The sequence below is a fragment of the Oleomonas cavernae genome, from assembly GCF_003590945.1.
Classification (GTDB): domain Bacteria; phylum Pseudomonadota; class Alphaproteobacteria; order Zavarziniales; family Zavarziniaceae; genus Zavarzinia; species Zavarzinia cavernae.
Genome location: NZ_QYUK01000011.1, coordinates 802,023 through 828,188, shown reverse-complemented (window position 1 = coordinate 828,188; position 26,166 = coordinate 802,023). Strand labels below are relative to the sequence as shown.

Here is a 26,166-nt window from a genome sequence, read left to right as displayed (position 1 = left end):
CAGGGGCCGGCGCAACGAAATTTCGGGCGCGCGCCACCCGCGGCCGGGTGAATCCGTTGCGGTGCCCGTGGAAATATGTATAGTCCGCCGCTTCCAACGCTCCTTGCCGGCATGGTGCCGGCTAGGCCTGTTCGGTTTCGCCCGGATGTCCGGGCCAACTCCAGGCCGCGAAAAGCCAGAAGGAGAAGCGCGGAATGTCACTCTACGAGCATATTTTCATTGCTCGCCAGGACGTCTCGAACCAGCAGGTCGAGACCCTCGTCGAAGATCTCACCAAGATTCTGACCGACAATGGCGGCACGGTCGTGAAGACCGAATTCTGGGGCCTGCGCAACCTGGCCTACCGGATCCAGAAGAACCGCAAGGGCCACTACGTGCTCATGCACATCGACGCCCCGCACGCCGCGGTCGCCGAGATGGAGCGCAACATGCGCCTGAACGAAGATGTCATCCGCGTGCTCACGATCCGCAAGGACGAGCTGCCGGAAGCGCCGTCGATCATGATGCAGGTGAAGGCCGCCCGCGAGGAACGCGCCAAGCGCGAAGCCTCGGAAGGCCGTCGCCGCGATCGTGACGGCTATGGCGACCGTGAAGAATTCGGAGTCGAGCTATGAGCGAGCGTAATTCCCAGGGCGGTGGCGCCGCCGGCGGCGCTGCCCGTCGTCCGTTCTTCCGTCGCCGCAAGTCATGCCCGTTCTCGGGCCCGAATGCGCCCAAGATCGACTACATGGACGTCAAGCTGCTGCAGCGCTTCATTTCCGAGCGCGGCAAGATCGTCCCGTCGCGCATCACCGCGGTGTCGGCCAAGAAGCAGCGCGAGCTCGCCCAGGCGATCAAGCGTTCGCGCCATCTGGCGCTGCTGCCCTATATCGTGAAGTAAGGAGGCGAGATCATGCAAATCGTCCTCCTCGAACGCGTCGAGAAACTGGGCCAGATGGGCGACGTCGTGCGCGTGCGCGACGGCTTTGCCCGCAACTTCCTGCTGCCGCAGAAGAAGGCCCTGCGCGCCACCAAGGAAAACCTGGCCCGCTTCGAGAAAGAGCGCGTCCAGCTCGAGGCCCGCAACCTCGAACTGAAGCGTGAAGCCGAGCAGGTCGCGGCCAAGATGGACGGCCAGCGCGTCGTCATCGTCCGCCAGGCCGGCGACACAGGCCAGCTCTACGGTTCGGTCAGCAACCGCGATGTCGCCACGGCGATCATCGAGGCCGGCTTCTCGATCGACCGGCGCCAGGTTCAACTGGGCCAGCCGATCAAGACCCTGGGCCTGACCCCGGTCCGCATCGTCCTGCACCCGGAAGTCTCGGTCACCATCCAGGTGAACATCGCCCGTTCGGCCGCCGACGCGGAAGTCCAGGCCACCACCGGCGAAGTCTCGCTGGAAACGCAAGACGAGTCGGTCGTCAACGACGAAGACCTGGTCGAGACCGCCGAAGAGGCGTGATCGGCAGGGCTTCGGCCTTCCAGGAACAAGCCCGGCGCAGCCAACTGCGCCGGGCTTTTTCGTGTCTTTGGGGCCGCAGGCCCAAGCTATGCACAAAATGCAGGCGGTTCACCCTGTTGTTCCATGTTGCAGGATATTTTTTCATCTCTTTAAATTGATTCCAGGGCACACCCATATAGTGGGTGTGCATGCCCGTCGCCCTTACGTGCAGGGGGTGTCGCGATGTTGTTCGACCGGTTGCTTCACAGCGCCATTCGTCGAGGACGCTTGGCGATGATTGGTCCCGATGGCCGCCGCTATATCTATGGCGAGGGCGGGCCCGGGCCGTGCCCGACCTTCAGGGTGCGCGACCGGGCGACCCTGCTCAAGGCAGCCCTCGATCCCAGCCTGGGCTTTGCCGAAGGCTATATGAACGGCCACATCACGATCGAAGAGGGCGACCTCTATGACATCGTGCTGGTCGCCGTGATGAACTTCGACAAGGTCGGCCTGAGCGGGCTTGCCCGCCTGCGCCAGCGGTTGCGGGTCGTCTTCCGCCGGCTCGAACAGCTCAATCTGCCCGGTGCCAGCCGGCGCAACGTCGCCCACCACTACGACCTGTCGGGCGAACTCTACGACCTGTTCCTGGATGCCGACCGCCAGTATTCCTGCGCCTATTTCCCCGCGCCCGGCCTGTCGCTGGAGGCGGCCCAGGCGGCCAAAAAGGCCCATATCGCCGCCAAGCTGCGCCTGGAGCCGGGCATGCGCGTGCTCGACATCGGTTCGGGCTGGGGCGGCCTGGGCCTGACCCTGGCGCGCAACTACGGCGTCGACGTCGTCGGCGTGACCCTGTCTCAGGAGCAACTGGCCCTGTCGCGCCGGCGGGCCGAACTGGCCGGGCTGGCCGGCCGGGTGCGCTTCGAGCCGGTCGACTATCGCAAGATCGACGGCCAGTTCGACCGCATCGTCTCGGTCGGCATGTTCGAGCATGTGGGCGCCGCCTTCTATGACACCTTCTTCAACAAGGTGTCGTCCCTGCTGGCGCCCGACGGCGTCGCCCTGCTGCACACGATCGGCCGCAGCGGCCCGCCCGGCGCCACCAACAGCTTCATCGCCAAATACATCTTCCCCGGCGGCTACACCCCGGCCCTGTCGGAACTCATGGCCTCGGTCGAGCGCAGCGGCCTGGTTGCGACCGATGTCGAAATCCTGCGCCTGCACTATGCCGAGACCCTGAAGGAATGGCGCCGCCGCTTCCTGGCCAACTGGGACAAGGCCGAGGCGCTGTACGATGCCCGCTTCTGCCGGATGTGGAACCTGTACCTGGCCTCGAGCGAGGCGTCGTTCCGCGAAGGCGGCCAGGTCGTCTTCCAGGTCCAGCTCGCCCATGACGCCGGCATCGTGCCGATGACCCGCGACTACCTCTATGAGGCACCGGAGGATCAGCGGGTCCACGACGCGGCGCAGTAACCACGCTGCGTGGCTCGGCAGGGTCGAGCAAAAATTTCACTGCGCCGCGCTTGCCGTGGACGAACATTGTCAACCATAATGGTGGAAATCGACCAATTCGGTTGAGTTTTCAAGATGATGCAGGGTTTCGCGTCAGCGTTCCTCCTTGCCCGCAGCCTGGGAGATCAAGCAGGGGATGCCGCACGAGACGCCATTGATCAGCATGATCGTCATCGGTCTGGGCCTGGCTTTCGTGCTGGGCGCGATCGCCAGTCGCTTTCGCGTCTCGCCGCTGGTGGGCTATCTGCTGGCGGGCGTCATGGTCGGGCCGGCCACGCCGGGCTTCGTGGCGGATCCCCACCTCGCCGCTGAACTGGCCGAAATCGGCGTCATCCTGCTGATGTTCGGGGTCGGCCTGCATTTCTCGCTCAAGGACCTGCTGTCGGTGAAGGCGATCGCCGTTCCGGGCGCGATCGTGCAGATCGCCATTGCCACGGCGCTGGGCTTTGCCCTGTCCTGGGGGCTGGGCTGGTCGATCGGGGCGGGCATCGTCTTCGGCCTTGCCCTGTCCTGCGCCAGTACCGTGGTGCTGCTGCGGGCCATGCAGGAACGCCGCCTGCTGCAGACCGAGCGCGGCCGGATCGCGGTCGGCTGGCTGATCGTCGAGGACCTGGCCATGGTCCTGGCCCTGGTGCTGCTGCCGGCGCTGGCCGATGCCCTGGGCGGGGGCGAAGCGGCCCAGGACTGGAGCGCCATCCTCGAAGCCCTGGCCATCACCCTGGGCAAGGTTGCCGCCTTCGTCGTGCTGATGCTGGTGGTCGGCCGGCGGGTCATCCCGTGGATCCTGCACACCATCGCCCACATGGGCTCGCGCGAGCTGTTCCGGCTGTGCGTCCTGGCGATCGCCCTGGGCGTTGCCTATGCCGCGGCCCAGCTTTTCGGGGTCTCCTTCGCCCTGGGCGCCTTCTTCGCCGGCATGATCCTGAGCGAGTCCGAGCTGAGCCACCGGGCCGCGGAAGAAACCCTGCCGCTGCGCGATGCCTTCGCCGTGCTGTTCTTCGTTTCCGTCGGCATGCTGTTCGACCCGGCCAAGCTGCTCGACGACCCACTGTCGCTGGCGGCGACGGTGACGATCATCATTCTGGGCAAATCGCTGGCCGCTTTCGGCATCGTCAAGCTCTTCGGCCATCCCACCCACACCGCCCTGACCATCTCGGTCAGCCTGGCGCAGATCGGCGAATTCTCGTTCATCCTGGCCTCGCTGGGCCTGGGCCTGGGCCTGCTGCCCGCGGCGGGGCAGGATCTGATCCTGGCCGGGGCCATCATCTCGATCGTGATCAACCCTTTGCTGTTCGGCCTGCTCGACCGCGTCAAGCCGCGGGCCGAGGCAAAGCCGGACACGGCCCGGCCCGATGCACCGGCGCCTGATGCCGACGAGGCCGCCCTGCTCCCCACGGGCCAAACCGGCCATGCCATCGTCATCGGCTTCGGTCGGGTGGGGACGCTGATCGTCGACGCGCTGGAGCGACAGCGCCATCCCTTCCTGGTGATCGAGGAGAAGCCGGCGCGTCTTGCGGCGTTGAAGGCGCGGGGCATCGAATCGCTGAACGGCAACGGCGTGACGGCCGAGCTGCTGTCGGCGGCCAATGTCGCCGGCGCCCGGCTGCTGTTCGTCGCGATTCCCGAATCGTTCGAGGCCGGCCAGATCGTGCAGCAGGCGCGCGCCGCCAGCCCGGCGCTGGCCATCATCTCCCGGGCGCATTCCGATGCCGAGGTCGAGTACCTGCTGTCGCTGGGCGCCTCGAGCGTGATCATGGGCGAGCGGGAAATCGCCCGGGGCATGGTGGAGCAGGCCTTTCCCGAGGCAGCGCCGGCGGCCTGAACACAACTGCCCCCGTTCTCAACAGGGTGTGGATAAGATTCGCGCCGGATGCCTACCCGGACGGTGCCATCCCCATTCGCTTCCCGGCCCCGCTTGGTTAAACTGCGCCGATGGATACCGCCCGTACCTTCCCACCCAGGCCTTCGCCGTGAACGATGCCGGGCCGGAGCCGCAGTACCGCACGCCGCCCCACAATCTCGAGGCCGAGCAGGCGCTGCTCGGCGCCGTCCTCGTCAACAACGAGGCGATCGCCAAGGTTACCGAATTCCTTCTGGCGCAGCATTTCTACGAGCCGCTGCACCAGCGCATCTACGAGCACGCCCTGAAGCTGATCGAGCGCCAGCAGATCGCCACGCCCGTCACCCTGCGGCCCTTCTTCGAGAACGACCCGGCCCTGGCCGAGATCGGCGGCCCGTCCTACCTGGCGCGCCTGGCCGCCAATGCCGTCACCATCATCAACGCCGGCGACTATGGCCGGGCGATCTACGACCTCGCGCTGAAACGCGAGCTGATCCAGGTCGGCGAGGAGATCGTCAACACCGCCTATGAGCCCGACATCGACAGCGATGCCGAAGCGCAGATCCAGGAAGCCGAAGGCAAGCTGTTCAAGCTGGCCGAATCGGGCACCCGCGACGGCGGGTTGGAGCCTTTCTCCAAGGGCCTGACGGAGGCGGTCGAAGCGGCCGAACGGGCGTTCAAGTCGGATGGCCGGCTGACCGGCGTTTCGACCGGGCTGATCGACCTCGACCGCATGCTGGGCGGCCTGCACCGGTCCGACCTGCTGATCCTGGCCGGGCGCCCGTCGATGGGCAAGACCGCGCTGGCCACCAACATCGCCTTCAATGCCGCCCGCGCGGCCCGCTTCACCAAGGACGCCTCGGGTCGCAACCAGACCACCGACGGTGCCGTGGTCGCCTTCTTCAGCCTGGAAATGTCGTCGGAACAGCTTGCCATGCGCATGCTGTCGGAACAGGCGCGGATCGTCTCGGAGCGCATCCGCCGCGGCCAGATGACGACCGAGGAATTCCACCAACTGGTCCAGGCGGCGCAGGAGGTGCAGAGCCTGCCGCTCTACATCGACGACACCCCGGCATTACCATCTCGGCCCTGCGCACCCGCTCGCGCCGGCTGAAGCGGCAATACGGCCTGGGGCTGATCGTGGTCGATTACCTGCAGCTCGTGAACCCTTCCGGCAAGTCGCGGGTCGAGAACCGCGTCGGCGAAATCTCCGAGATCACCCGCGGCCTGAAGATGCTGGCCAAGGAACTGGACGTGCCGGTCATTGCCCTCTCCCAGCTCTCGCGTCAGGTCGAGAGCCGCGAGGACAAGCGGCCGCAACTGTCGGACCTGCGCGAATCGGGCTCGATCGAGCAGGACGCCGACGTCGTCATGTTCGTGTTCCGCGAAGAATATTACGTCCTGCGGCGCGAACCGCGCGAGGGCACGCCGGAACATGCGGCGTGGCAGGAGGAAATGGCCCAGGTCCACAACCTGGCCGAGGTCATCATCGGCAAGCAGCGCCACGGCCCCACGGGCACCGTCAAGCTGCGTTTCGAGGCCTCGCTGACCCTGTTCCAGAACGCCGCCATCGACGACCACCTGCCAGATGGCCCTATTGACGTGCTGCCCCTCCCCTCGGCGCGACCAGCCGGCTGACCATCGACCTGGGCGCCCTTGCCGGCAACTGGCGGGCCCTAGCCGCCCTGGCCCCCGCGGCCGCGACCGGTGCCGCGGTCAAGGCCGACGGCTATGGCCTGGGCGCTGTCCCGGTGGCGCGCGCGCTCTATGGCGCCGGCTGCCGTCACTTCTTCGTCGCCCATCTGAGCGAGGCCCTGAGCCTGCGGCCACACCTGGCCGCCGATGCGACGGTGTTCGTCCTCCACGGCATTGCGCCCGGTACCGCCGGCGAATTCATCGCCCATGGCATAACCCCGGTCCTGAGCAGCCTGCGCGATATCGAGGCCTGGGCGAGTGCTGCCCGGGCGGCGGGGCGCACCCTGCATGCCGCCCTGCAGGTCGACAGCGGCATGAATCGCATGGGCCTGAGCACCGCCGAGGTCGACGCCCTGGTGGCGGCGCCCGAGCGCCTGGCGGGGATCGACTTGACGGTCGGCATGAGCCACCTGGCCTGCGCCGATACGCCGGAACACCCGCTGAACGCCGAGCAGCGGCGGCGTTTCATCGCCGTAACCGGCCGGATCGAGGCGCTGGCCGGCGCCCGCCTGGCCCTGGCCAACTCCGCGGGGATCCTGCTCGGCCCCGACTTCCATTTCGCCCTGACCAGGCCCGGCATCGCCCTTTACGGTGCCAATCCCACGCCCAGCCGGCCATCGCCGGTCGCCCCGGTGATCCGGCTCGAGTCCGATATCCTGCAAGTGCGTGAGATTGACCGGCCGGAGGTGGTTGGCTACGGTGCGGCGCACGAAGTGACCGGGCCGACGCGCGTGGCGACGGTGGCGGTCGGTTACGCCGACGGCTATCTGCGGGCCGCGGGCAATCGCGGCAAGGTACGGGTCGCCGGCCGGTTGGTGCCGATCCTGGGGCGTGTATCCATGGACTTGATGACGATCGATGTGACGGACATTCCGCCCGCCCTGTCGGCCCCTGGCATGCCGGTGGTGCTGGTGGGCGACGGTCTCGCGATCGAGGACGTGGCACAGGCCATGGGCACCGTGCCCTACGAGTTCCTGACCCGCCTGGGCGCCCGCTTTGCCCGCACTTACCTGGGCGGGGAGTCATGAACAATCCCCTGGCCATTGTCGGGCGCGTCTTTCTCGCCTTCCTGGCGGCGGCGGGCCGGCTGGCGATCTTCGCCGGCAACGGCGTGCAGCACATCGTCCGGCCGCCGATCTATTTCGGCCTGATCGGCCGGCAGATGCTGTCGATCGGCTATTTCTCGCTGCCCGTGGTCGGCCTCACCGCCTTGTTCACCGGCATGGTGCTGGCCTTGCAGATCTATATCGGCTCGTCCCGCTTCAACGCCGAAAGCGCCGTGGCGACCATCGTGGTGATCGGCATCACCCGCGAGCTGGGCCCGGTGCTGAGCGGCCTGATGGTGGCCGGCCGCGTCTCGGCCGCCATGGCGGCCGAACTGGGGACCATGCGCGTCACCGAGCAGATCGACGCCCTGACCACCCTGTCGACCAACCCCTTCAAGTACCTGGTGGCGCCGCGCCTGATCGCCGCCACCCTGACCATGCCCCTGCTGGTGCTCATCGCCGACATCATCGGCGTCATGGGCGGCTATCTGGTGGGCACGACCAGGCTGGGCTTCAACTACGGGACCTATCTGAAGGCGACCGCCGACTTCCTCCAGCCGATGGATGTGATCTCGGGCTTGGTCAAGGCCGCCGCCTTCGGCTTCGTGCTGGCCTTGATGGGCTGTTACCACGGCTATCACAGCAAGGGCGGTGCCCAGGGCGTGGGGGCCGCGACGACCAATGCCGTGGTCTCGGCCTCGGTGCTGATCCTGGCCGTGAACTACCTCATCACCGAACTGTTCTTCGCCAAATGACCGTGCCGAAGCTCAAACTCAACCATGTGGCCAAGCACTTCGGGCGCAAGGTCGTGCTGGACGGCATCGATCTCGAGATCGAGCGCGGTTCCTCCCTCGTGGTGATCGGCGGCTCGGGCACCGGCAAGTCGGTGATGCTGAAATGCGTGCTGGGCATCATCAGGCCCGACGCCGGCAGCATCGAGGTCGACGGCCAGAACGTGGTCGGTCTCAGGGGTTCGGACCGGGACGCCTACTTGCGCAAGTTCGGCATGCTGTTCCAGGGCAGCGCCCTGTTCGACAGCCTGAAGGTCTGGCAGAACGTCGCCTTCGGCCTGATCCAGGGGCGCGGCATGCAACGCGCCAAGGCGCGCGAGATCGCCTATGAAAAGCTGGGGCGGGTCGGCCTGAAGGCCGATGTGGGCGAGCTTTTCCCGGCCGAGCTGTCGGGCGGGATGCAGAAGCGCGTGGCGCTGGCGCGGGCGATCGCGACCGAGCCCGAAATCATCTTCTTCGACGAGCCGACGACGGGCCTCGACCCGATCATGGCCGATGTCATCAACGACCTGATCGTGGAATGCGTGAAGGATCTGGGGGCGACCACCCTGACCATCACCCATGACATGGCCTCGGCCCGCAAGATCGCCGACCGGCTGGCCATGATCTACAAGGGCCGGATCATCTGGAACGGCCCCAAGCACGACATCGACAACAGCGGCAATCCTTACGTCGACCAGTTCATCCATGGCCGGGCGGAAGGCCCGATCACCATGGATGTCTTGAAGCCCTGATGGCCAAGGGCGGCGAAAGCTGGGTCTGCCAGGTCTGCGGTACGGCTGCGCGCAAATGGGGCGGGCGCTGCGAGGCTTGCGGCGCCTGGAATTCCATGGTCGAAGAGGCGGCCCCCGTGGCCCTGCCCGGCGGCCTGAATGGTAAGGCCAAGCGCAAGGGCCGCGCGCCCGTCTTTGCCGACCTGACCGGCGGCGAGGCCCCGCCGCCCCGGCTGCCGTCAGGCATCGACGAATTCGACCGCGTGGCCGGCGGCGGCCTGGTGCCCGGCTCGGCCCTGCTGGTGGGCGGCGATCCGGGCATCGGCAAGTCGACCATCCTGCTCCAGGTGGTGGCGAGCCTCGCCAGGCTGGGCCGCAACTGCGCCTATATCTCGGGCGAGGAGGCGATCGACCAGATCCGCCTGCGCGCCGGGCGCTTAGGCTTGGGCCAGGCCCCGGTCAAGCTGCTGGCCGAAACCAACCTGGCCAATGTCCTGGCGGCCCTGGACGGGGCCGGCAAGGTCGACGTGGTGGTGGTCGATTCGATCCAGACCATGTTCGCGGAAAACATCGAGTCGGCACCGGGCACCGTCTCCCAGGTGCGGGCCGTGGCCGGCGAATTGGTGCGCTATGCCAAGGGGCGCGGCGTCACCGTGATCCTGGTCGGCCATGTCACCAAGGACGGCCAGATCGCCGGGCCCCGCGTGATCGAGCACATGGTCGACACCGTGCTCTACTTCGAAGGCGAGCGCAGCCACCAGTTCCGCATCCTGCGCGCGGTCAAGAACCGCTTCGGGCCGACCGACGAGATCGGCGTGTTCGAGATGACCGATGCCGGCCTCTCGCAGGTGCCCAACCCTTCGGCCGTGTTCCTGGGCGAACGGCGGGAGGATGTCTCGGGCACCGTGGTCTTCGCCGGGATCGAGGGAACCCGGCCGCTGCTGGTGGAAATTCAGGCCCTGGTTGCACCATCCGCCCTGGGCACCCCGCGCCGGGCGGTGATCGGCTGGGACGCCGGGCGCCTGGCCATGGTCATGGCCGTACTCGAAGCCCGCTGCGGGATTGCATTCGGGCCCCGGGATATCTATCTGAACGTCGCGGGCGGCCTGCGCATCAACGAACCTGGTGCCGATCTAGCCGTTGCCGCGGCCCTTGTATCCGCCATGATCGACATCGCCCTGCCCCGGGGCATGGTGGTATTTGGTGAAATCGGCCTGACAGGCGAGGTTCGGCCGGTCACCCAGAGCGAGGCAAGATTGAAGGAAGCCGCCAAATTAGGCTTTGAGCAGGCACTTATCCCCGCAGGTGGGACAAAACGCGCGGCAAGTCTGCGTGTTACGGAGATCTCTCGACTTGCAGACATGGTCCATCGCCTTGTAGGAGATGGATCAGGGACCCAAGCAGGCCACCCTCCGAGGAATCGCTGATCATGTCCGATCTGCCCTTCAACATTGTCGACGGGGTGGTCATCGCACTTGTTGTGCTGTCCGCGCTGTTCGCCTTCTTCCGCGGCTTCACCCGCGAGGTGCTGTCGATCGCCGCCTGGGTGGGCGCCGCTTTCGCCGCCCTCTATCTCTACAAGCAGGTCGAGCCCTTCGCCCTGCAGGCGACCGGCAACGAAACCATCGCCAAGGCCATCGCCGTGGGCGCGCCGTTCCTGGTCGCCCTGCTGGTCTTCTCGATCATCACCCATGTCATCGCCAGCCGCGTCCAGAAGAGCGCGGTCGGCCCGCTGGACCGGACGCTGGGCTTCGTCTTCGGCGTCGCCCGCGGCATCGCGGTGGTGGCGGTCGCCTATCTGGTGGTCACCAACCTGGTGCGCGAACCGGAAGATCCCGCCTGGATGCGCGAGGCCAAGACCCTGCCCATCGTGCGCGCCGGCGCCGAGATCGTCTTCGACCTGCTGCCGACCGAATTGCGCAGCCCCGAGACCCTGACCCGCCTGCAGACCCAGGGCGGCGGTCTGGTCGAAGGAGCCCGGGCGCTGGAATCGCTGGCCCCGGCCCTGGGCGGCTCGAGCCCCGCGGTCACACCCGCCCCCGCCCCTGCCCCTGCCACGACCCCGGTCGCGCCGCCACCGCCCCCCGCCCCGCCGAAACCGCAGGGCAGCGCGCCATCCACGGGCAAGCCCGAAACCGGTTATTCGACCGAGCAGGTGAACGACTTCAACCGCCTGATCAACAGCGTTGGTACCACCAACCAGAATTGAGGAGGACGTGTTGACCACCCCCTTCGACGACGACCAACTGCACGAGGAATGCGGCATTTTCGGTGTCTACCGCCACGCCGATGCCGCCCGCCACGTCGCCCTTGGCCTCCATGCCCTCCAGCATCGGGGCCAGGAAGCCGCCGGCATCGTCGCCTTCGACGGCGCCCGTTTCCAGGCCCACCGCGCCATGGGCCACGTCGCCGAAGCCTTCGAGTCCGACCGGGTGATGGCCGAACTGGCGGGCTATACCGCCATCGGCCACGTCCGCTATGCCACCTTCGGCGCCACCATCCTGCGCAATGTCCAGCCGCTGTTCGCGGACATGTCCTTCGGCGGCTTTGCCGTGGCCCACAACGGCAACCTGACCAATGCCATGGCGCTGCGCCGGCGCCTGGTCAAGGCCGGCTGCATCTTCCAGTCGACCTCGGACACCGAGGTCATCCTGCACCTGGTCTCGACCTCGCAGCAGAACGGCGTGATCGACCGCTTCATCGATGCCCTGAAGCAGATCCAGGGCGCCTACAGCCTGGTCGCCCTGACCGACAACATGATGATCGGCGTGCGCGATCCCCTGGGCGTGCGGCCGCTGGTGCTGGGCAAGTTCGAGGACGGCACCATGGTCTTCGCGTCGGAGACCTGCGCCCTCGACATCATCGGCGCCGATTTCGTACGCGATGTCGAAGCCGGCGAGATCGTCATCGTCTCGGACGAGGGCATCCGCAGCCTGAAGCCCTTCGGCAGCCCCAAGTCGCGCTTCTGCATCTTCGAGCACATCTATTTCGCCAGGCCGGATTCGATCGTCGACGGCCGCAGCGTCTATGACGTGCGCAAGCACATCGGCGCCGAGCTGGCGCGCGAAAGCGGCGTCCCCGCCGATGTGATCATCCCGGTTCCCGATTCCGGCGTGCCGGCGGCGATCGGCTATGCCGCCGAGGCGGGCGTGCCGTTCGAGCTGGGCATCATCCGCAATCACTATGTCGGCCGCACCTTCATCGAGCCGACCCAGCAGATCCGCAACCTGGGCGTCAAGCTGAAGCACAATGCCAACCGCCCGCAGATCGAGGGCAAGCGCGTCATCCTGGTCGACGATTCGATCGTGCGCGGCACCACCTCGCTCAAAATCGTGCAGATGGTGCGCGATGCCGGTGCGACCGAGGTGCACATGCGCATCGCCAGCCCGCCGACCACCCATTCCTGCTTCTATGGCGTCGACACCCCGGAACGCAGCCAGTTGCTGGCCGCGACCCACGACATCGAAGGCATGCGCAAGTTCATCCAGGCCGACAGCCTGGCCTTCATCTCGATGGACGGCCTCTACCGCGCCATGGGCGAACCCCGCCGCAACACGGATGCGCCGCAGTACTGCGACGCCTGCTTCACCGGCGACTACCCGATCCCGCTGACCGACCATTGGGGCAGCGAAGAGGACGGCCCGCGGCTTCCCCTGTTTTCCAAAGCGATCTGAATTTTGAGCATTGACCGGCCTCTCGAAGGGCGCCTTGCCCTGATCACCGGCGCGTCCCGTGGCCTGGGCTGGGCCGCCGCCAAGGCCTATGCCAAGGCCGGCGCCGACCTGATCCTGCTGGCCCGTACCGTGGGCGCCCTGGAAGAGCTGGACGACGCCATCGTGGCCGAGGGTGGCAAGTCCTCGACCCTGGTGCCGCTGGACCTCAAGGACGGCGACGGCATCGACCGCCTGGGCGGCGCCATCGCCGAGCGCTGGGGCCGCCTCGACATCCTGGTCAGCAATGCCGGCGTGCTGGGGACGCTGTCGCCGGTCGGCCACATCAAGCCCAAGAGCTGGGACGAGCTGATGGCGGTGAACGTCACGGCCAACTTCCGCCTGATCCGCTCGATGGATGCCCTGCTGCGCGTCTCAAGCGCCGGCCGGGCGATCTTCGTCACCTCGGGCGCCGCCGCCAAGGGCGAGGCCTTCTGGGGCGGCTACGCCAGCTCCAAGGCGGCGCTGGAGGCCCTGGTCCGGGCCTATGCCGCCGAGGTCGGCGACATTACCCGGATGCGCGTCAACCTGCTCTCGCCCGGCCCGGTCGACACCGGCATGCGCGCCAAGGCCTTCCCCGGCGAGGATCGCAGCACCCTGCCCCGCCCGGCCGACCTGGCCCCCCTGTTCGTCGAACTGGCCCGCGCGGAAGAGACCCGCAACGGCCAGGTCATCCGCTTCACGCGCGACTGACCTTTACCACCAGCCGCGCCGTTGCGGGCTGGGTTTTTCCAGGAAGAAACGCAGCATTTCGCGCGTGGCGTCGGGCCCGCGCGGATCGGTGTAGGTGCCGGCCAGGCTGCCGCCGGACCAGGCATGGCCGGCGCCGTGAATCACCCATTGTTCCAGCACCGTGGTGCCGTCGGCCGCCGTGTGCAGGCTGCGGCGGAAATGGTGGCCGTCGGGGACGCGGCCTTCCTCGACATGCACCGCCAGCGCGCTGCCGTTCGTCCACTGCGCGACCACGGCATCGCCGTTGGTGGGATGCACGGTGGTGTCGCGGTCGCCGTGAAAGATGATCGCCCGCGGCGCCTTGCCGGCATGCCCCTCGGGCCGCCGCCCCTCGCTGCCGCGCCGCATTGCCGACAGGGCGGTGGGCAGGTCGCGGGCGGCACCGCAGGCCAGGCCCGAATGAACGCCGATCGCGGCATAGAGCTCGGGATAGGTCGCCCCCATGATCGCCGCGGCCGCCCCGCCCGCCGACAGGCCGGCGACGAAGATCCGGCCGGCGTCGACCGCGTAACCGTCCATGACCGCGCGGGTGATGCCGGCGATCAGTGACGGCTCCCCGTTGTCGCGGCGCTGGTCGCCGGGGCTGAACCAGTTCCAGCACTTGCCGGGATTGGCGCCCGCGGTCTGCCCCGGATAGACCACCAGGAAACCGTGCTCCTCCGCCGCCTGGTTCATGCGCGTGCCGGCGGCGAAATCGTCGGGCGACTGGGTACAGCCGTGCAGCATGACCACCAGCGGCACCGGCCGGCCGCGGTAGCTGGCGGGCACGTAGAGCTTGTAGGGCCGGCTCCCGGCGGCATTGGTGAAGCTCGCGGCGAGGAATTGCGCCGGCCCTGCCGCCGGCATCTCCTGTGGCGGCGCCGGACGGGGGGCGTCGGCACCGGGCAGCGCGAATTCGCCGCGGCTGACCCGGTCGTAGAGCCCGCGCAGGGCGCTGGGCAGCAGCGGCTGGCCGGCCTCGCCGGCGAGATCATCCGGCGCCGGTGCCGTACCGGGCTGCCGGCCCGGCTTGAGCAGTCGTCGCAGCAGGGCCGAGGTTTCGCTCAACCGCTCGGCCAGGGTCAGGCGGGTCACCCTCAACAGGCCCCGCGGCGGCAAATCGATGGTCATGACGGACGTCTTTCCAAGCAAAGCATACTCAACGGATACGGTCGCGTAGCGCGCTTCTCACCTCGGCGCTGGCGTGCAGCGCGCCCAGGACGGTCACCGAGGCGATGGCGGCCTGCGCCAGTTCGGGCGTGACGTCGTCACCGATGCGGGCAAGGCCCAGGATATTGATGTGCAGCACCTCGCCCCGGTCCCGCACCGCTTCGAGTTCCGCCCGGCCGAAATAGCGCAGGCCCAGGTCGAGGGTTTTGCGCGCGACCGACTTGCGCACCACCTCGGCATGACGATCGAGCTGGTTGCGGATCGCCGTGCGGATGAAATCCGTGCGATTGGCATAGAAGCCGTCCTGCACCATCAGGTCGATGTGACCAAGGTCCATGAAGCCCAGATTGATCGTGATCTTCTCGCTGTCGGGGCTTTTCGGCCGCAGTTCGTGAACATTCGCCGCCATGGCTTACCATCCGTCTACCATCCAACTGGATGGTATATTGGGTCCTGCGGCGGCCGCTTGCAAGTCCTGAACGCATAGGAGGCTCTCGCCGGCGCGGGTCCATTGGAACTGGCCCGCGGCCCGCCCTCCGGTGTACCGTCTGGTCATGGCTGTCTGCACACCCAAGGATGCGCGGGATGCAACGTAGTTCCAGCAAGCGTGTTGCCGGCTCTCCGGCACTCAAGACCCCGCTGCTTCGCGGCGTGCCCGACATCTGGCAGGCGCTGCGCGAGCATGCCGAGACCATCATCGTGAACGAGCCCTTGCTGGCCGGCCCGGTGCAGCGGCGCATCCTCAATCACGATCGCTTCGAGGATGCCTTGGCCAGCATGCTGTCGGTCAAGGTCGCCTCGGAATCGCTGGGCTCGGCGGCTTTGCGCGGGCTGATCGGCCAGGCCCAGGCCGACGATCCGACGCTTGCCGTCTCCTCGCGCGCCGATCTCTCGGCGGTGGTCGAGCGGGATCCGGCGGTCAAGGGGCCGGCCCACCCGTTCCTGTTCTTCAAGGGCTATCAGGCGCTGCAGCTCCACCGCATCGCCCACCACCTGTGGCTGGACGGGCGGCGCGACCTGGCGCTGTTCCTGCAAAGCCGCGCGTCGGAAGTCTTCGGTGTCGACATCCATCCCGCCGCGCCGATCGGCCGCGGCGTGATGCTGGATCATGCCACCGCCCTGGTGGTGGGTGAGACCGCGGTGATCGGCAACAATGTCTCGATCCTGCAGAAGGTGACGCTGGGCGGCACCGGCAAGGAAAGCGGCGACCGCCATCCCAAGATCAGGGACGGCGTGCTGCTGGCGGCCGGGGCCATCGTGCTGGGCAATATCGTGGTCGGGACCAATGCCAAGGTCGCGGCCGGCAGTGTCGTGCTCGAGGATGTCCCGCCCTGCGCCACGGTGGCCGGGGTGCCGGCGCGCATCGTCGGCTGGTGCAAGGAATCGGTGCCGGCCCTGGCCATGAACCAGGCCCTGCCGCCGGCCAGCTTCCCGCTGCCCGACAACCTGCCCGAGGATCACTCCTGGTCGGTATAGGGGTTGTCGTTGCGGCGCAGGGTCAGGCGCACGGGCACGCCTTCCATGTCGAAGGTCTCGCGCAGGCCGTTCATCAGATAGCGTGAATAGGATTCCGGCAGGTCGCCGGGCCGGTTCATGAACAGCGCGAAGGTCGGCGGCCGGGCCTTGACCTGGGTCATGTAGCGCGGGCGCAGGCGCTTGCCGGCGACCGCGGGGGCCGGATGGCGTTCCGTCGCCTCGCCCAGCCAGCGGTTCAGCCTGGCCGTGGGAATGCGCCGGTTCCACTTGGCATTCACCGACAGCACCGCCGGCATCAGCTTGTCGACGCCCCGGCCGGTGCGGGCCGACAGGGTGACGATGGGCAGGCCCTTGACCTGCGGCAGCGAGATTTCCAGCCGGTCCTTGAGGTCGTTCAAGGTCTTGCTGTGGTCCTCGACCGCGTCCCACTTGTTGAGCGCGATGACCAGGGCCCGGCCCTCGTAGATGGCGCGGTCGGCGATCACCAGGTCCTGGCGGTCCATGCCCTGGATCGCATCGATCAGCAGGATCACCACCTCGGCGAACTTGACCGCGCGGATGGTGTCGCCGGCCGACAGCTTTTCGAGCTTGCCCTCGACCCGCGCCTTCTTGCGCAGGCCGGCGGTGTCGAACAGCTTCACCGTGCGACCGTCCCAGTCCCAGGGGACCGAGATCGAATCGCGGGTCAGGCCGGCCTCGGGCCCGGTGATCAGCCGGTCGTCGCCGATCAGGCGATTGATCAGGCTGGACTTGCCGACGTTGGGCCGCCCCACCACGGCGATGCGCAGCGGCTTGGCCGGATCCTCCACGACCTCGGCATCGGGGTCGAAGGGCTCGCTCTCCTCGTCCTCGGCGAAGTCGTCTTCCGCCTCGTCGTCGGCCGGGTCCAGGCCCTTGGCTTTCAGGCGGTCGATGATGGTCTCGAACAGGTCGAGCATGCCCTCGCCATGTTCGGCCGACAGGGCCACCGGCTCGCCCAGGCCCAGTTCCCAGGCGCCGTGGGCGCCCATGGTGCCTTCGCGGCCCTCGGCCTTGTTGGCGCACAAGACGATGGGGGTGGCGCTCTTGCGCAGCAGGCGCGCGAATTCCATGTCGAGGGGCGTGATGCCGGCGCGGGCGTCGATCAGGAACAGGGCCACGTCGGCCTCCTTGATCGCCCGTTCGGTCTGACGGCGCATCCGGCCTTCGATCGAATCGTCGACCGCGTCCTCGAAGCCTGCCGTGTCGAACACGGTGAAATTGAGATCGCCCAGATGCCCGTCGCCTTCGCGCCGGTCGCGGGTGACGCCGGGCGTATCGTCGACCAGGGCCAGCTTCTTGCCCACCAGGCGATTGAACAGGGTGGACTTGCCCACGTTCGGCCGCCCGACGATGGCAATCCGCAATTTAGCGCGTTCCGCACCCATTCTCTTCATTCCTAAAAAAAGAAGCCCTTTCCGCCCTTAGGGGGGAGAGGGTTTGGGAGAGGCGGGCCGGCGGCATAAAGCGCGCTCGTGACAACCACCACCTCACCCTCCCATTGCCTCCGGCAACGGGTCCCTCCCTCTCCCCCGCAAGCGGCGGAGAGGGCCTATAGATGCCCCGTCAGCGCAGGGCTACGAGCGTACCGTTCGAGGTCAGGACGTAGACCGTGCCATTGGCGACGACGGGTGTGATCACGGTCTTGCCCGGCAGTTCGATCGAGCCCAGCACCTCGCCGGTGTAGGGCGAAACCGCGGTCATGATTCCGGTGTTCGAGGCGAGCAACAGCCGGTCGCCGGCCAGGACCGGACCCGACCAGGTGATATTGTCGGACGAGGTATCCTCGTCCTGGAAGCGCGGCAGCGGGGTGACCCAACGCACCCGGCCCTCGTTGCGGGTCAGGCAGAGCAGTTCGTTGTCGTCGGCCAGCACATAGATGTAGTCGCCGCCGGCCCAGGGCGTCTGGGTCGAGCCGATGGAGCGATCCCACAGCCGGCTGCCGGTGCGCAGCTCGATGCCGACGATGCGGCCGCTGTGGCTGGCCGCGAAGACCGCGCCGCGATCGATCACGACCTGGCCGCGGATATCGTTCAGGGCGTCGATCGGCGTGGTCGAGCCGCCGCGGGTCAGGGTGTCGGACCAGACCACCCGGCCGTTTTCGACGCGCAGGGCGAAGATTTCGCCCGAGGAGAACGGCACCACCACCGCCTCGCCCGCGACGGCGGGGCTGGCAGCACCCAGGAAGCCGGCGCTTTCGGAGATACCGACGTGGTTCCACAAGACTTCGCCGCCCTCGGTCGCCAGGGCAAAGAGCTGGTTGTCCTGGGTGATGGCGAAGACGCGGCCGCCGTTGACCGTCGGGGCCGAGCGGAAGGGAATGCCGATGCCGCGCTTCCAGATCGTGCTGCCGTCGCCGGCGTTGAGGGCAAAGACCTCGCCATAGCCGGTCGAGACATAGACCCGGCCTTCGTCGAAGGCCACGCCGCCGAAGAAGCCGGTCGGCGAATCCTCGTCCTCGGGCCGCAGGCTGACGCTCCAGCGGCGCTTGCCCTGGAGGTCGAAGGCATTCACGTGGGCCTCGGTATCGAGGACGTAGATCGAGTCGGCGCTGACCACGGGCGAGGCAACCAGGCGCGTATCGGAACCGTCGCCGACCCCGGCATTGGCGGTCCACATCACCTTCAGTTCCGGCCCGACCTCGAGATGGTACATGGCATGGGCGGCGTATCCGCCCGGCTGCGGCCATTCGGGATTGAGGTAGGGCTGCGGCAGTTGCACCGGCACGTCGGCCAGGGCCGGATCGACGCTGATGGTCACCTGCTGCGCCAGCACCGAGATGCGTTCGCCTTCGACCTTCTGCGTCGTCCCGCCCCCGCTGAAGGGATTGATGCTGTCGAGCGTCGAGCAGGCGCCCAGGAACGCGGTCAAGGCAACGACGGCCAGCGGTGAAGCGAGTCGGCTCAAACTACGGCTTGCGATCATTGGCGTGGCGCCTCGCTCTGGGTCGGTTGATCGGGCTGCGGGATGGTGGGGGCAGGCGTGGTGGGGGCAGATTCGGGCAGGCGCCCGCCCAAGGCAGCGAGCACTTCGGTCGCGCGTGTCTTCAGCCGCGTCGGGGCGGTAGCGTCGTCGATGACTTCGGCCAAAAGACGGCGGGCCTCGGGGTGTCGCCCTTCTTCAGCCGGACATAGGCGCGCAATTCCTTGACCGCCGGGGCAAAGCCCGAATCGCCGATCGCCTCCAGCCGCTTGTTGAGTTCGTCGACCGAAGCCGTGTCCATCAGGGCCTGCACCGCCAGCACCTGGGCCAGGGCGCGCAGGGTGCTATCGCTGCCCGACGCGGCGACCTGGTCGTAGAGGGCCACGGCGGCGGCCTTGTCGCCGGCATCGTAGGTCGCGGCCGCGGCGTCGAGCCGGGCAAAGGCGCCATAGTTGCCGCCCGCTTCCACGGACAGGGCCTCGAACGCCTTGGCGGCGTCGGCGTGCTTGCCCTCGCTCACCAGCTTGGCGGCAGCGGCCAGGGACTGGGCATGATCGTTCAGCTTGGCCTCGGCATAGTTGCGCCAGCCGATGTAGGCCGCGATCCCCACCAGCAGACCGATGCCAAGCGCGATGATGACGGTGCCGTAGCGACGCCAGAACCCCAACAGACGTTCGCGCCGGAGATCTTCATCGATCTCCTGAAAAATATCGGACACTAGAACCTACCTATGACAGAGGCAGAGAAGGCGGAAAAAGGCGTCGAACCATAGCCAAAGGGCGCCCCCTTGGCAAACCGCTCGCCTTACGATCGCTCGCTGCCGCCTGCCGGCCGATTATCGCCCTTCAGCTTGTACGTATATTCCTCGCTCGGGAACTGGCGGGAACGCACCTCGGCGGCATAGCGCGCCGCCGCCTCGTCGATGGCATGGCCCAGTTCCGCATAGCGTTTCACGAATTTCGGCGTGCGTGCCGACATGCCCAGCATATCGTCGATCACCAGCACCTGGCCGTCGCAATGGGCCGAGGCGCCGATGCCGATGGTGGGAATCGAGATCGAGTCGGTGATGCGCACGGCCAGCGGCTCGCTCACCGCCTCGACCACCACCAGGAAGGCGCCAGCCTTGTCGACCGCCACCGCGTCCTCGACGATCCGGTCCCAGCCCTCGGTGCTGGCCGTCCCCAGGGCGGCATAGCCGCCGCTGACATTGACCGACTGGGGCAGCAGGCCGACATGGGCCATCACCGGAATGCCGCGCCTGGTGAGGTAGGAGATGGTTTCGGCCATCACCTGCCCGCCTTCGAGCTTCACCGCCGCGGCGCCGGTCTCGCGCAGCACGCGGACAGCGTTGCGGAACGCCTGCTCGGGGCTTTCCTCATAGCTGCCGAAAGGCATGTCGATGACCACCAGCGCCTTGTGGGCACCGCGCACCACGGCCGCGCCATGGGCGATCATGATGTCCAGGGTGACGCCGATCGTGCTGGGCAGGCCATAGAGCACCATGCCCAGCGAATCGCCGACCAGCAGCAGGTCCGCGTGGGGGTCCAGCATCTTGGCCATCGGCGTGGTGTAGGCCGTCAGACACACGATCGGCTCCGCGCCCTTGCGGGCGCGGAGCCGAGGTACCGTCACGGTCTTGGTCGTGGTCGATTGGGCCGACATCGGGGCGATCCAGCTCGACCGAGCGTTCTTAGGAGGTGAGACCGGCCAAGGGGCCGATCACGCCACGCCGTCGCGCTGGGCCCGCTTGCGCGCCAGCTTGCGGGCGCGGCGGACAGCTTCGGCCTTTTCGCGGGCACGCTTCTCGGAGGGCTTCTCGTAATGGCCGCGCAGGCGCATTTCGCGGAAAATGCCCTCGCGCTGCATGCGCTTCTTCAATGCGCGCAGCGCCTGGTCGATATTGTTGTCCCGCACCAAAACTTGCATTCGTCTGACCTTCCAAGGCCTCGCCAGGCCCGAATCGCGCCCCCTTCCGGGGCCTACGATCAAAAATAAAAATTCGTTTCGGGGGGTGTTTCTACCCACCGGAGGCGCGCTGTATATCACGCACAAGTCGCCTTGGGAAGCGGTGCGGTGGCGCCGATCAGCCGATAATAACCATGGTTTCCAAGGGCGCCAACTGGCCGAACTCGGCCTGCAGCCAGCGCTTGAAATCGCGGATCACCGGGTTGGCGCCGCCGCGCGGCGGCACCAGGAGATCATAGCCGCGGGAGCGGTTGCGCACGGTCCCCAAGGTCGGCACCAGCAGCCCGCGGTCGATCAGGTCGTCGACCAGCGGCCGCCAGCCCAGCGCCACCCCCTGGCCCGCGATCGCCGCCTGAATCAGCAGCGGATAGTTGTTGAAGGACAAGTCCGCCCCCGCGGGCGCGGGCGCCAGCCCCGCCAGGCTGAAATAGTCGGGCCAGGACAGCCAGCGATCGCGCCCCGGGGTATCGAGGTGCAGCAGCGGCACCCGGGCCGCGCCATCGGCGGCAAACAACCCCTGGCGCGCGGCCAGTTGCGGGCTGACCACCGGCACCACCTCCTCGTCGACGAGACGGGTGATCTCCCAGCCCTTGGGTGCCTGGACGCCGAAGGTGACCGCCACATCGCCGATCGAGAGATCGACCGCCGCACTGGCCTGGCTGGTGACGATGCTGGCATCGCTGCCGCCGCTGATCCGCCGCAACTCGGCCAGGCGCGAGACCAGCCAGAACGAGGCGAAGGCGAAATCGGTGACCACCGTGAACTGGCGCTGGCGCGCGGCGGCGCGCGCCCCTTCGATCCCCGCGCCGATCGCCGCCAGGCCATTTTTCATGCCGTCGAACAGGACGGCGCCCGAGTCGGTCAGGGCGACGCCACGCCAGACCCTGGCGAACAGCCGGAAGCCCAGAACTGCCTCGAGCGTGGCCACGTGATGGCTGACGGCGGACTGGGTCATGCCCAGTTCGCGCCCGGCCGCACTGAAACTGCCGGCGCGCGCCGCGGCGTCGAACACCGAGAGTTCGTGCAAATGCTGGTGCAGGAGGCTGCTTGCCATGAGTACCACTCATATATCCATCTCGACTTGATAGCTTTACCGGATCCCTGACGCTTCTCAAGCTGGCTGTGGTGAAGGCCGCTGGAGAGATAGCTTGGGCACGCGTGGCATGAACATCGTTGTGGTCATGGCCGACCAGATGACGCCGGCCGCCCTGCCCTTCCACGGCCATCGCGCGACCCGTGCGCCCAACCTGGAGGCGCTGGCGCGGGACGGCGTGGTGTTCGAGGCGGCCTATAGCAACAGCCCGCTGTGCTCGCCCGCCCGCGCCGTCTTCATGACCGGGCAATTATCGTCGCGCACCGGCGTCTACGACAACGCGGCCGAGTTCCGCTCGGACATCCCGACCTTTGCCCATTACCTGCGGCGGGCGGGCTATCGCACGCAACTGGCCGGCAAGATGCATTTCTGCGGGCCCGACCAGCTCCACGGTTTCGAGGAACGCCTGACCACCGACATCTACCCGGCCGATTTCGGCTGGACGCCGGACTGGGACCAGCCTCATCAGCGGCCGAGCTGGTATCACAACATGAGTTCGGTCACCGATGCCGGGCTGTGCGTGCGCACCAACCAGATGGATTTCGACGACGAGGTGATCTTCGCCGCCGAACGGGCGATCTATGACCATGTGCGCGGGTCGGACGGGCGGCCGCTGTGCCTGGTCGCCTCCTTCACCCACCCCCACGACCCCTATGCGGTGCCCGCCCGTTATTGGGATCTCTACTGCGACGACGAGATCGATCTGCCCCGGGTGCCGCTCGACCGCGCCGCCATGACCCCGCACGAGCAACGCCTGTGGCAGGTCTGCGACATGGGCAATGCCGAGGTGACGCCGGCCCATGTCCGCGCGGCGCGCCGCGCCTACTTAGGTGCTGTGGCCTATATCGACGACAATGTCGGGCGGATCAGGGCGGCCCTGGCCGCGACCGGCCTCGCCGACGACACCGTGATCCTGGTGACCTCGGACCACGGCGAAATGCTGGGCGAGCGCGGCCTTTGGTACAAAATGAACTATTTCGAGGGCGGCGCACGGGTGCCCCTGGTGGTTCATGCGCCAGGCAGATTCCAGCCAAGGCGGGTCGGCGAGGCCGTGTCGCTGGTCGATATCCTGCCGACGCTGACCGATATCGCCACCGACGGCAAAGGCCTCGCCCCCGTCTCGCCCATCGACGGGCGCAGCCTGCTGCCGCATCTGGGCGGCACCGGCGGCCACGACGAAGTCCTGGGCGACTATCTGGCGGAAGGCGCCGTGGCGCCGATCGTGATGATCCGGCGTGGAACCTTGAAATTCGTCCACAGCCTGGCCGACCCCGACCAGCTCTACGATCTGGCGACCGATCTGGACGAACGCCACAATCTGGCCGCCGACCCCGGCCGGACGACGCTGGTCGCGGAACTGCGCCGTGAAGTGGCGCAGCGCTGGGATCTGCCCGGGCTGGACCAGGCCGTGCGCGACAGCCAGCGGCGGCGCCACATGGTGGTCGACGCCTTGGGCATCGGCACCGCGGCGCCCTGGGATTTCAACCCGCCGCGCGACGCCAGCCGCCAGTACATCCGCAATCACATGGATCTCGACGACCTGGAAGCGCGCGCCCGCTTTCCGCGCGTCCGGGCCTGACTTCGATCGCAACCTGAGGGGTTTCAACATGAATCTCGGACGTGCTCTGCTCCTTGCCGGGGCCATGATTTGTGCGGCAGCGCCGGCTTTCGCCGCGGAAAAGGCGGCCTGCGCCAGCCTGCGCATGTCCGATCCCGGCTGGACCGACATCACCTCGACCAATGCCCTGCTGGGCGTGGTGCTCGAACCGCTCGGCTATGCCCAGAAGGTCGAGCCGCTGGCGGTGCCCGTCACCTACGAGGCGATCAAGAACAGCCAGCTCGATGCCTTCCTGGGCAACTGGATGCCGGCGCAGAAGCGCTTCATCGAGCCCCTGGTGGCGTCGGGCGACCTGGAAGTGATCCGCGCCAACCTGGACGGCATCCGCTTCACCCTGGCGGTGCCCGACTATGTCGCCAAGATGGGGATCAAATCCTTTGCCGACCTGGCGGCCCATGCCGATGCCTTCGATCACAAGATCTACGGCATCGAGCCCGGCGCGCCGGCCAACCAGAACATCCAGAAGATGCTCGACGCCAAGGACTTCGGCCTGACCGGATGGAGCCTGGTCGAATCGAGCGAGCAGGCCATGCTGTCCCAGGTCGAACGGGCGCAGCGCGCCAAGAAGGCGATCGTCTTCCTGGCCTGGGAACCCCACCCGATGAACACCAAGTTCGCCCTGACCTATCTCGCCGGCGGCGACGCCTATTTCGGGGCGAACTTCGGGGCCGCCACGGTCTACACCGTCGCCCGCAAGGGCTTCGCGGCCGATTGCCCCAACCTGGCCCGGCTGCTGGGCCAGCTCACCTTCAGCGTCGACATCGAGAATCAGATCATGGCCGCCATTCTCGACCATGGCGAAGACGCCAGGAAGGCGGCCCTGGCCGCCTTGAAGGCGCATCCGGGCCTGGTCGACGCCTGGCTTGCCGGGGTCACCACCAAGGACGGCGGCGACGGGCGCGCCGCGGTGAAAGCCAGCCTGGGCCTGTGATCCGCCGGCCTCCGTCGCGGCGCGATCGCCGCGACGGAGGTGACGCAAAAGAAAATCCGCCTTCGGTTGGGATTGCCGTCACATTCGACCATCCCGCCACTTTCTTTCCCCATTTGTCATGATAGTGTGCCGCGCCAAAGCGAGCGGAATGCTTCGCACAACCGGTTTTGGGCGGGCCACGTGGACGATTCTGGAAATCTGTTGAACGCTGGACATTCTCGTGGGCGCGCGCCCTCGTTCCTGCTGAAATGGTTGCGTTCGCCCTTCAAGATCGGCGCCATTGCCGCCTCCAGCAAGGGATTGGCCCGGGAAATGGCGGCGCAGGCCGACCTTTCCCTGCCCGGCGCGGTCATCGAACTGGGCGGCGGCACCGGATCCATCACCCGCGCGATTCTCGACCGCGGCGTCGGCTATGACCGGCTCTATTCCGTCGAATTCGACCATGAGCTGGCCGCCACGCTGCGCCATCGCTTTCCCCGGCTGCACGTGGTCGAGGGCGATGCCGGCGAGCTGGTCCCGCTGATGGCGGCGCGCGGCGTCCACCAGGCGGCCTGTGTGATCTCCGGCCTGCCCCTGCTGGGCATGCCGGCCTCGGTCCAGCACCGCATCCTGAAGGCCGCCTTCATGCTGATCGCCCCGGGCGGCCGCTTCATCCAGTTCACCTATGGCCCGACCACGCCGACCAGGCCCGCGATCATGCGCGACCTGAATCTCAAGGCGCGCCGGGCCGGCCACATCATGATGAATGTCCCCCCGCGCGCGTTTGGTGCTACGAACGGGCAGAAACGCGCTAGGCGCTGTTTGAATTCCCTGCCGTCGCCCACGCCGGCATCGGAGGTCTGGAGAAACGATGTTTACTGCACTTAAGCGCCTGGCTCTTGTGACCGGCCTTGGCCTGGCGATCGGCGCCGGTGTCGCCGCTGCCCCCCACCCCGTCCAGGCCGAGGAAGCGGGGCCTGCCACCATCGCCTTCGTCGATGTTCCCCGCATCATGCGCGACAGTGCCGCCGCCAAGAGCATCCGTGCCCAGCTCGAGCGCCAGGAAAAGGCCTATGGCGCCGAGATCAAGGCGCAGACCGACAAGCTGCGCCAGGAAGAAGAGGCGCTGAAGAAGCAGGCCGCCAATACCGACGCCTTCCGCGCCAAGCAGCAGGAATTCCAGGGCAAGGTCGACGCCCTGCGCCAGCAGGTGGAGCGGCGGCGCCAGCAGATGTCTTTCGCCCAGGAAGACGCCATGAAGAAACTGACGCCGGTGTTCAAGGACATCGTCTCGGAAGTCGCCAAGGAAGTGGGCGCCAGCATCGTCCTCGACAGCGCCCAGGTCCTGGTCACCTCGAACAACCTGAACGTGACCGATACCGTGCTGCAGCGGCTCGACGCCAAGCTGCCCTCGGTCGCGGTGAACTTCAACGCCCCGGCAACGCCGGTCGGCGGCGGGTCGGGCGGTGGCGCGGCGTTGCCGCCGCCGCCGGGCAAGCCCGCCAAGTAAGACCCACGGCTGAAAAAAATTTCGGGGCCGGGCGCAGGAGCGTCCGGCC

25 protein-coding genes and 1 pseudogene are annotated in these 26,166 nt (G+C 67.5%); 18 read left to right on the top strand and 8 right to left on the bottom strand.

Annotated elements, in window-relative coordinates; all coding sequences use genetic code 11:
* Nucleotides 1-194 precede the first annotated feature (194 nt).
* From rpsF to D3874_RS07525, 13 genes and pseudogenes are all read left to right on the top strand, one after another.
* A complete protein-coding gene (rpsF, locus tag D3874_RS07585; RefSeq protein WP_119777541.1) occupies nt 195-614 on the top strand; it encodes a 30S ribosomal protein S6 in 420 nt (139 codons plus the stop codon).
* The gene (gene rpsR / locus D3874_RS07580; RefSeq protein ID WP_119777540.1) at nt 611-880 is read left to right on the top strand and encodes a 30S ribosomal protein S18; all 270 of its coding nucleotides are present in this window, start codon (nt 611-613) and stop codon (nt 878-880) included. Before rpsF ends, rpsR begins: the two co-directional genes overlap by 4 nt.
* A 12-nt stretch (nt 881-892) precedes the next feature.
* Nucleotides 893-1,441, top strand: coding sequence for a 50S ribosomal protein L9 (gene rplI / locus D3874_RS07575; RefSeq protein ID WP_119777539.1), 549 nt, complete (start codon nt 893-895; stop codon nt 1,439-1,441).
* A gap of 273 nt (nt 1,442-1,714) precedes the next feature.
* Entirely contained in the window at nt 1,715-2,890 is a 1,176-nt protein-coding gene (locus D3874_RS07570) for an SAM-dependent methyltransferase (RefSeq protein WP_233559869.1), read from the top strand.
* 175 nt (nt 2,891-3,065) lie between these two features.
* Nucleotides 3,066-4,751, top strand: coding sequence for a YbaL family putative K(+) efflux transporter (gene ybaL / locus D3874_RS07565; RefSeq protein WP_119782199.1), 1,686 nt, complete (start codon nt 3,066-3,068; stop codon nt 4,749-4,751).
* Between the two features lie 28 nt (nt 4,752-4,779).
* Nucleotides 4,780-6,407: pseudogene (locus tag D3874_RS31925) on the top strand (replicative DNA helicase).
* Entirely contained in the window at nt 6,404-7,492 is a 1,089-nt protein-coding gene (gene alr, locus D3874_RS07555) for an alanine racemase (protein ID WP_119777537.1), read from the top strand. The pseudogene D3874_RS31925 and the gene alr overlap by 4 nt, the downstream one beginning before the upstream one ends.
* On the top strand, nt 7,489-8,265 hold the full coding sequence (locus D3874_RS07550; RefSeq protein WP_119777536.1) for an MlaE family ABC transporter permease: 777 nt from the start codon (nt 7,489-7,491) through the stop codon (nt 8,263-8,265). Before alr ends, D3874_RS07550 begins: the two co-directional genes overlap by 4 nt.
* On the top strand, nt 8,262-9,035 hold the full coding sequence (locus D3874_RS07545; RefSeq protein WP_119777535.1) for an ABC transporter ATP-binding protein: 774 nt from the start codon (nt 8,262-8,264) through the stop codon (nt 9,033-9,035). The genes D3874_RS07550 and D3874_RS07545 overlap by 4 nt, the downstream gene beginning before the upstream one ends.
* The gene (gene radA / locus D3874_RS07540) at nt 9,035-10,441 is read left to right on the top strand and encodes a DNA repair protein RadA (RefSeq protein WP_119777534.1); all 1,407 of its coding nucleotides are present in this window, start codon (nt 9,035-9,037) and stop codon (nt 10,439-10,441) included. Before D3874_RS07545 ends, radA begins: the two co-directional genes overlap by 1 nt.
* Nucleotides 10,442-10,443: 2 nt before the next feature.
* Nucleotides 10,444-11,223, top strand: a complete 780-nt coding sequence (locus tag D3874_RS07535) for a CvpA family protein (RefSeq protein WP_119777533.1) — start codon at nt 10,444-10,446, stop codon at nt 11,221-11,223.
* A 7-nt stretch (nt 11,224-11,230) separates the two neighbouring features.
* Nucleotides 11,231-12,688, top strand: coding sequence for an amidophosphoribosyltransferase (gene purF, locus D3874_RS07530; RefSeq protein ID WP_119777532.1), 1,458 nt, complete (start codon nt 11,231-11,233; stop codon nt 12,686-12,688).
* A gap of 3 nt (nt 12,689-12,691) precedes the next feature.
* Nucleotides 12,692-13,417: an SDR family NAD(P)-dependent oxidoreductase gene (locus D3874_RS07525; protein ID WP_338016692.1), complete on the top strand. Its 726-nt coding sequence runs from the start codon at nt 12,692-12,694 to the stop codon at nt 13,415-13,417.
* A 3-nt stretch (nt 13,418-13,420) separates the two neighbouring features.
* On the opposite strand, the gene D3874_RS07520 is transcribed toward D3874_RS07525, so the two are convergent.
* Nucleotides 13,421-14,566 carry an extracellular catalytic domain type 1 short-chain-length polyhydroxyalkanoate depolymerase gene (locus D3874_RS07520; protein WP_119777531.1) on the bottom strand — a complete coding sequence of 382 codons (1,146 nt, stop codon included), beginning with the start codon at nt 14,564-14,566 and terminating at the stop codon, nt 13,421-13,423.
* A 28-nt stretch (nt 14,567-14,594) separates the two neighbouring features.
* Complete coding sequence (locus tag D3874_RS07515; protein ID WP_119777530.1) at nt 14,595-15,014, bottom strand: CopG family transcriptional regulator; 420 nt, start codon at nt 15,012-15,014, stop codon at nt 14,595-14,597.
* A gap of 176 nt (nt 15,015-15,190) precedes the next feature.
* On the opposite strand from D3874_RS07515, the gene cysE reads away from it, so the two are divergent.
* Entirely contained in the window at nt 15,191-16,081 is an 891-nt protein-coding gene (cysE, locus tag D3874_RS07510; RefSeq protein ID WP_119777529.1) for a serine O-acetyltransferase, read from the top strand.
* On the opposite strand, the gene der is transcribed toward cysE, so the two are convergent.
* The 6 genes from der to D3874_RS07480 all read right to left on the bottom strand — a co-directional run bounded on the left by der (nt 16,063) and on the right by D3874_RS07480 (nt 22,040).
* Nucleotides 16,063-17,487, bottom strand: coding sequence for a ribosome biogenesis GTPase Der (gene der, locus D3874_RS07505; protein WP_119777528.1), 1,425 nt, complete (start codon nt 17,485-17,487; stop codon nt 16,063-16,065). The two genes, cysE and der, sit on opposite strands and share 19 nt — an antisense overlap.
* 178 nt (nt 17,488-17,665) lie before the next feature.
* Complete coding sequence (locus tag D3874_RS07500) at nt 17,666-19,006, bottom strand: outer membrane protein assembly factor BamB family protein (protein ID WP_158595884.1); 1,341 nt, start codon at nt 19,004-19,006, stop codon at nt 17,666-17,668.
* A 139-nt stretch (nt 19,007-19,145) separates the two neighbouring features.
* Nucleotides 19,146-19,688 (bottom strand): tetratricopeptide repeat protein, encoded by a 543-nt coding sequence (locus D3874_RS07495; protein ID WP_158595883.1) that lies wholly within the window; start codon nt 19,686-19,688, stop codon nt 19,146-19,148.
* Between the two features lie 137 nt (nt 19,689-19,825).
* Complete coding sequence (gene panB / locus D3874_RS07490) at nt 19,826-20,683, bottom strand: 3-methyl-2-oxobutanoate hydroxymethyltransferase (RefSeq protein ID WP_119777525.1); 858 nt, start codon at nt 20,681-20,683, stop codon at nt 19,826-19,828.
* Nucleotides 20,684-20,740: 57 nt separating this feature from the next.
* Nucleotides 20,741-20,947 carry a 30S ribosomal protein S21 gene (rpsU, locus tag D3874_RS07485; RefSeq protein WP_109902776.1) on the bottom strand — a complete coding sequence of 69 codons (207 nt, stop codon included), beginning with the start codon at nt 20,945-20,947 and terminating at the stop codon, nt 20,741-20,743.
* A gap of 157 nt (nt 20,948-21,104) precedes the next feature.
* Nucleotides 21,105-22,040 carry a LysR substrate-binding domain-containing protein gene (locus D3874_RS07480; protein ID WP_119777524.1) on the bottom strand — a complete coding sequence of 312 codons (936 nt, stop codon included), beginning with the start codon at nt 22,038-22,040 and terminating at the stop codon, nt 21,105-21,107.
* A 109-nt stretch (nt 22,041-22,149) separates the two neighbouring features.
* Here D3874_RS07480 and betC point away from each other — a divergent pair, with 109 nt between their 5' ends.
* The 4 genes from betC to D3874_RS07460 all read left to right on the top strand — a co-directional run bounded on the left by betC (nt 22,150) and on the right by D3874_RS07460 (nt 26,117).
* Nucleotides 22,150-23,658 (top strand): choline-sulfatase, encoded by a 1,509-nt coding sequence (betC, locus tag D3874_RS07475; RefSeq protein ID WP_119777523.1) that lies wholly within the window; start codon nt 22,150-22,152, stop codon nt 23,656-23,658.
* A gap of 28 nt (nt 23,659-23,686) precedes the next feature.
* Nucleotides 23,687-24,628 carry a choline ABC transporter substrate-binding protein gene (gene choX, locus D3874_RS07470; RefSeq protein ID WP_119777522.1) on the top strand — a complete coding sequence of 314 codons (942 nt, stop codon included), beginning with the start codon at nt 23,687-23,689 and terminating at the stop codon, nt 24,626-24,628.
* A gap of 201 nt (nt 24,629-24,829) precedes the next feature.
* Nucleotides 24,830-25,495 (top strand): class I SAM-dependent methyltransferase, encoded by a 666-nt coding sequence (locus D3874_RS07465; protein ID WP_147385559.1) that lies wholly within the window; start codon nt 24,830-24,832, stop codon nt 25,493-25,495.
* Nucleotides 25,479-26,117, top strand: a complete 639-nt coding sequence (locus D3874_RS07460; protein WP_119777520.1) for an OmpH family outer membrane protein — start codon at nt 25,479-25,481, stop codon at nt 26,115-26,117. The genes D3874_RS07465 and D3874_RS07460 overlap by 17 nt, the downstream gene beginning before the upstream one ends.
* Nucleotides 26,118-26,166 lie beyond the last annotated feature (49 nt).

Excerpts from the sequence above, each read along its gene's own strand:
- rpsF (WP_119777541.1), top strand. The coding sequence starts at position 195 with ATGTCACTCTACGAGCATATTTTCATTGCTCGCCAGGACGTCTCGAAC.
- rpsR (WP_119777540.1), top strand. The coding sequence starts at position 611 with ATGAGCGAGCGTAATTCCCAGGGCGGTGGCGCCGCCGGCGGCGCTGCC.
- rplI (WP_119777539.1), top strand. The coding sequence starts at position 893 with ATGCAAATCGTCCTCCTCGAACGCGTCGAGAAACTGGGCCAGATGGGC.
- D3874_RS07570 (WP_233559869.1), top strand. The coding sequence starts at position 1,715 with ATGATTGGTCCCGATGGCCGCCGCTATATCTATGGCGAGGGCGGGCCC.
- ybaL (WP_119782199.1), top strand. The coding sequence starts at position 3,066 with ATGCCGCACGAGACGCCATTGATCAGCATGATCGTCATCGGTCTGGGC.
- D3874_RS07550 (WP_119777536.1), top strand. The coding sequence starts at position 7,489 with ATGAACAATCCCCTGGCCATTGTCGGGCGCGTCTTTCTCGCCTTCCTG.
- D3874_RS07545 (WP_119777535.1), top strand. The coding sequence starts at position 8,262 with ATGACCGTGCCGAAGCTCAAACTCAACCATGTGGCCAAGCACTTCGGG.
- radA (WP_119777534.1), top strand. The coding sequence starts at position 9,035 with ATGGCCAAGGGCGGCGAAAGCTGGGTCTGCCAGGTCTGCGGTACGGCT.
- D3874_RS07535 (WP_119777533.1), top strand. The coding sequence starts at position 10,444 with ATGTCCGATCTGCCCTTCAACATTGTCGACGGGGTGGTCATCGCACTT.
- D3874_RS07520 (WP_119777531.1), bottom strand. The coding sequence starts at position 14,566 with ATGACCATCGATTTGCCGCCGCGGGGCCTGTTGAGGGTGACCCGCCTG.
- D3874_RS07515 (WP_119777530.1), bottom strand. The coding sequence starts at position 15,014 with ATGGCGGCGAATGTTCACGAACTGCGGCCGAAAAGCCCCGACAGCGAG.
- cysE (WP_119777529.1), top strand. The coding sequence starts at position 15,191 with ATGCAACGTAGTTCCAGCAAGCGTGTTGCCGGCTCTCCGGCACTCAAG.
- der (WP_119777528.1), bottom strand. The coding sequence starts at position 17,487 with ATGGGTGCGGAACGCGCTAAATTGCGGATTGCCATCGTCGGGCGGCCG.
- panB (WP_119777525.1), bottom strand. The coding sequence starts at position 20,683 with ATGTCGGCCCAATCGACCACGACCAAGACCGTGACGGTACCTCGGCTC.
- rpsU (WP_109902776.1), bottom strand. The coding sequence starts at position 20,947 with ATGCAAGTTTTGGTGCGGGACAACAATATCGACCAGGCGCTGCGCGCA.
- D3874_RS07480 (WP_119777524.1), bottom strand. The coding sequence starts at position 22,040 with ATGGCAAGCAGCCTCCTGCACCAGCATTTGCACGAACTCTCGGTGTTC.
- betC (WP_119777523.1), top strand. The coding sequence starts at position 22,150 with ATGAACATCGTTGTGGTCATGGCCGACCAGATGACGCCGGCCGCCCTG.
- choX (WP_119777522.1), top strand. The coding sequence starts at position 23,687 with ATGAATCTCGGACGTGCTCTGCTCCTTGCCGGGGCCATGATTTGTGCG.
- D3874_RS07460 (WP_119777520.1), top strand. The coding sequence starts at position 25,479 with ATGTTTACTGCACTTAAGCGCCTGGCTCTTGTGACCGGCCTTGGCCTG.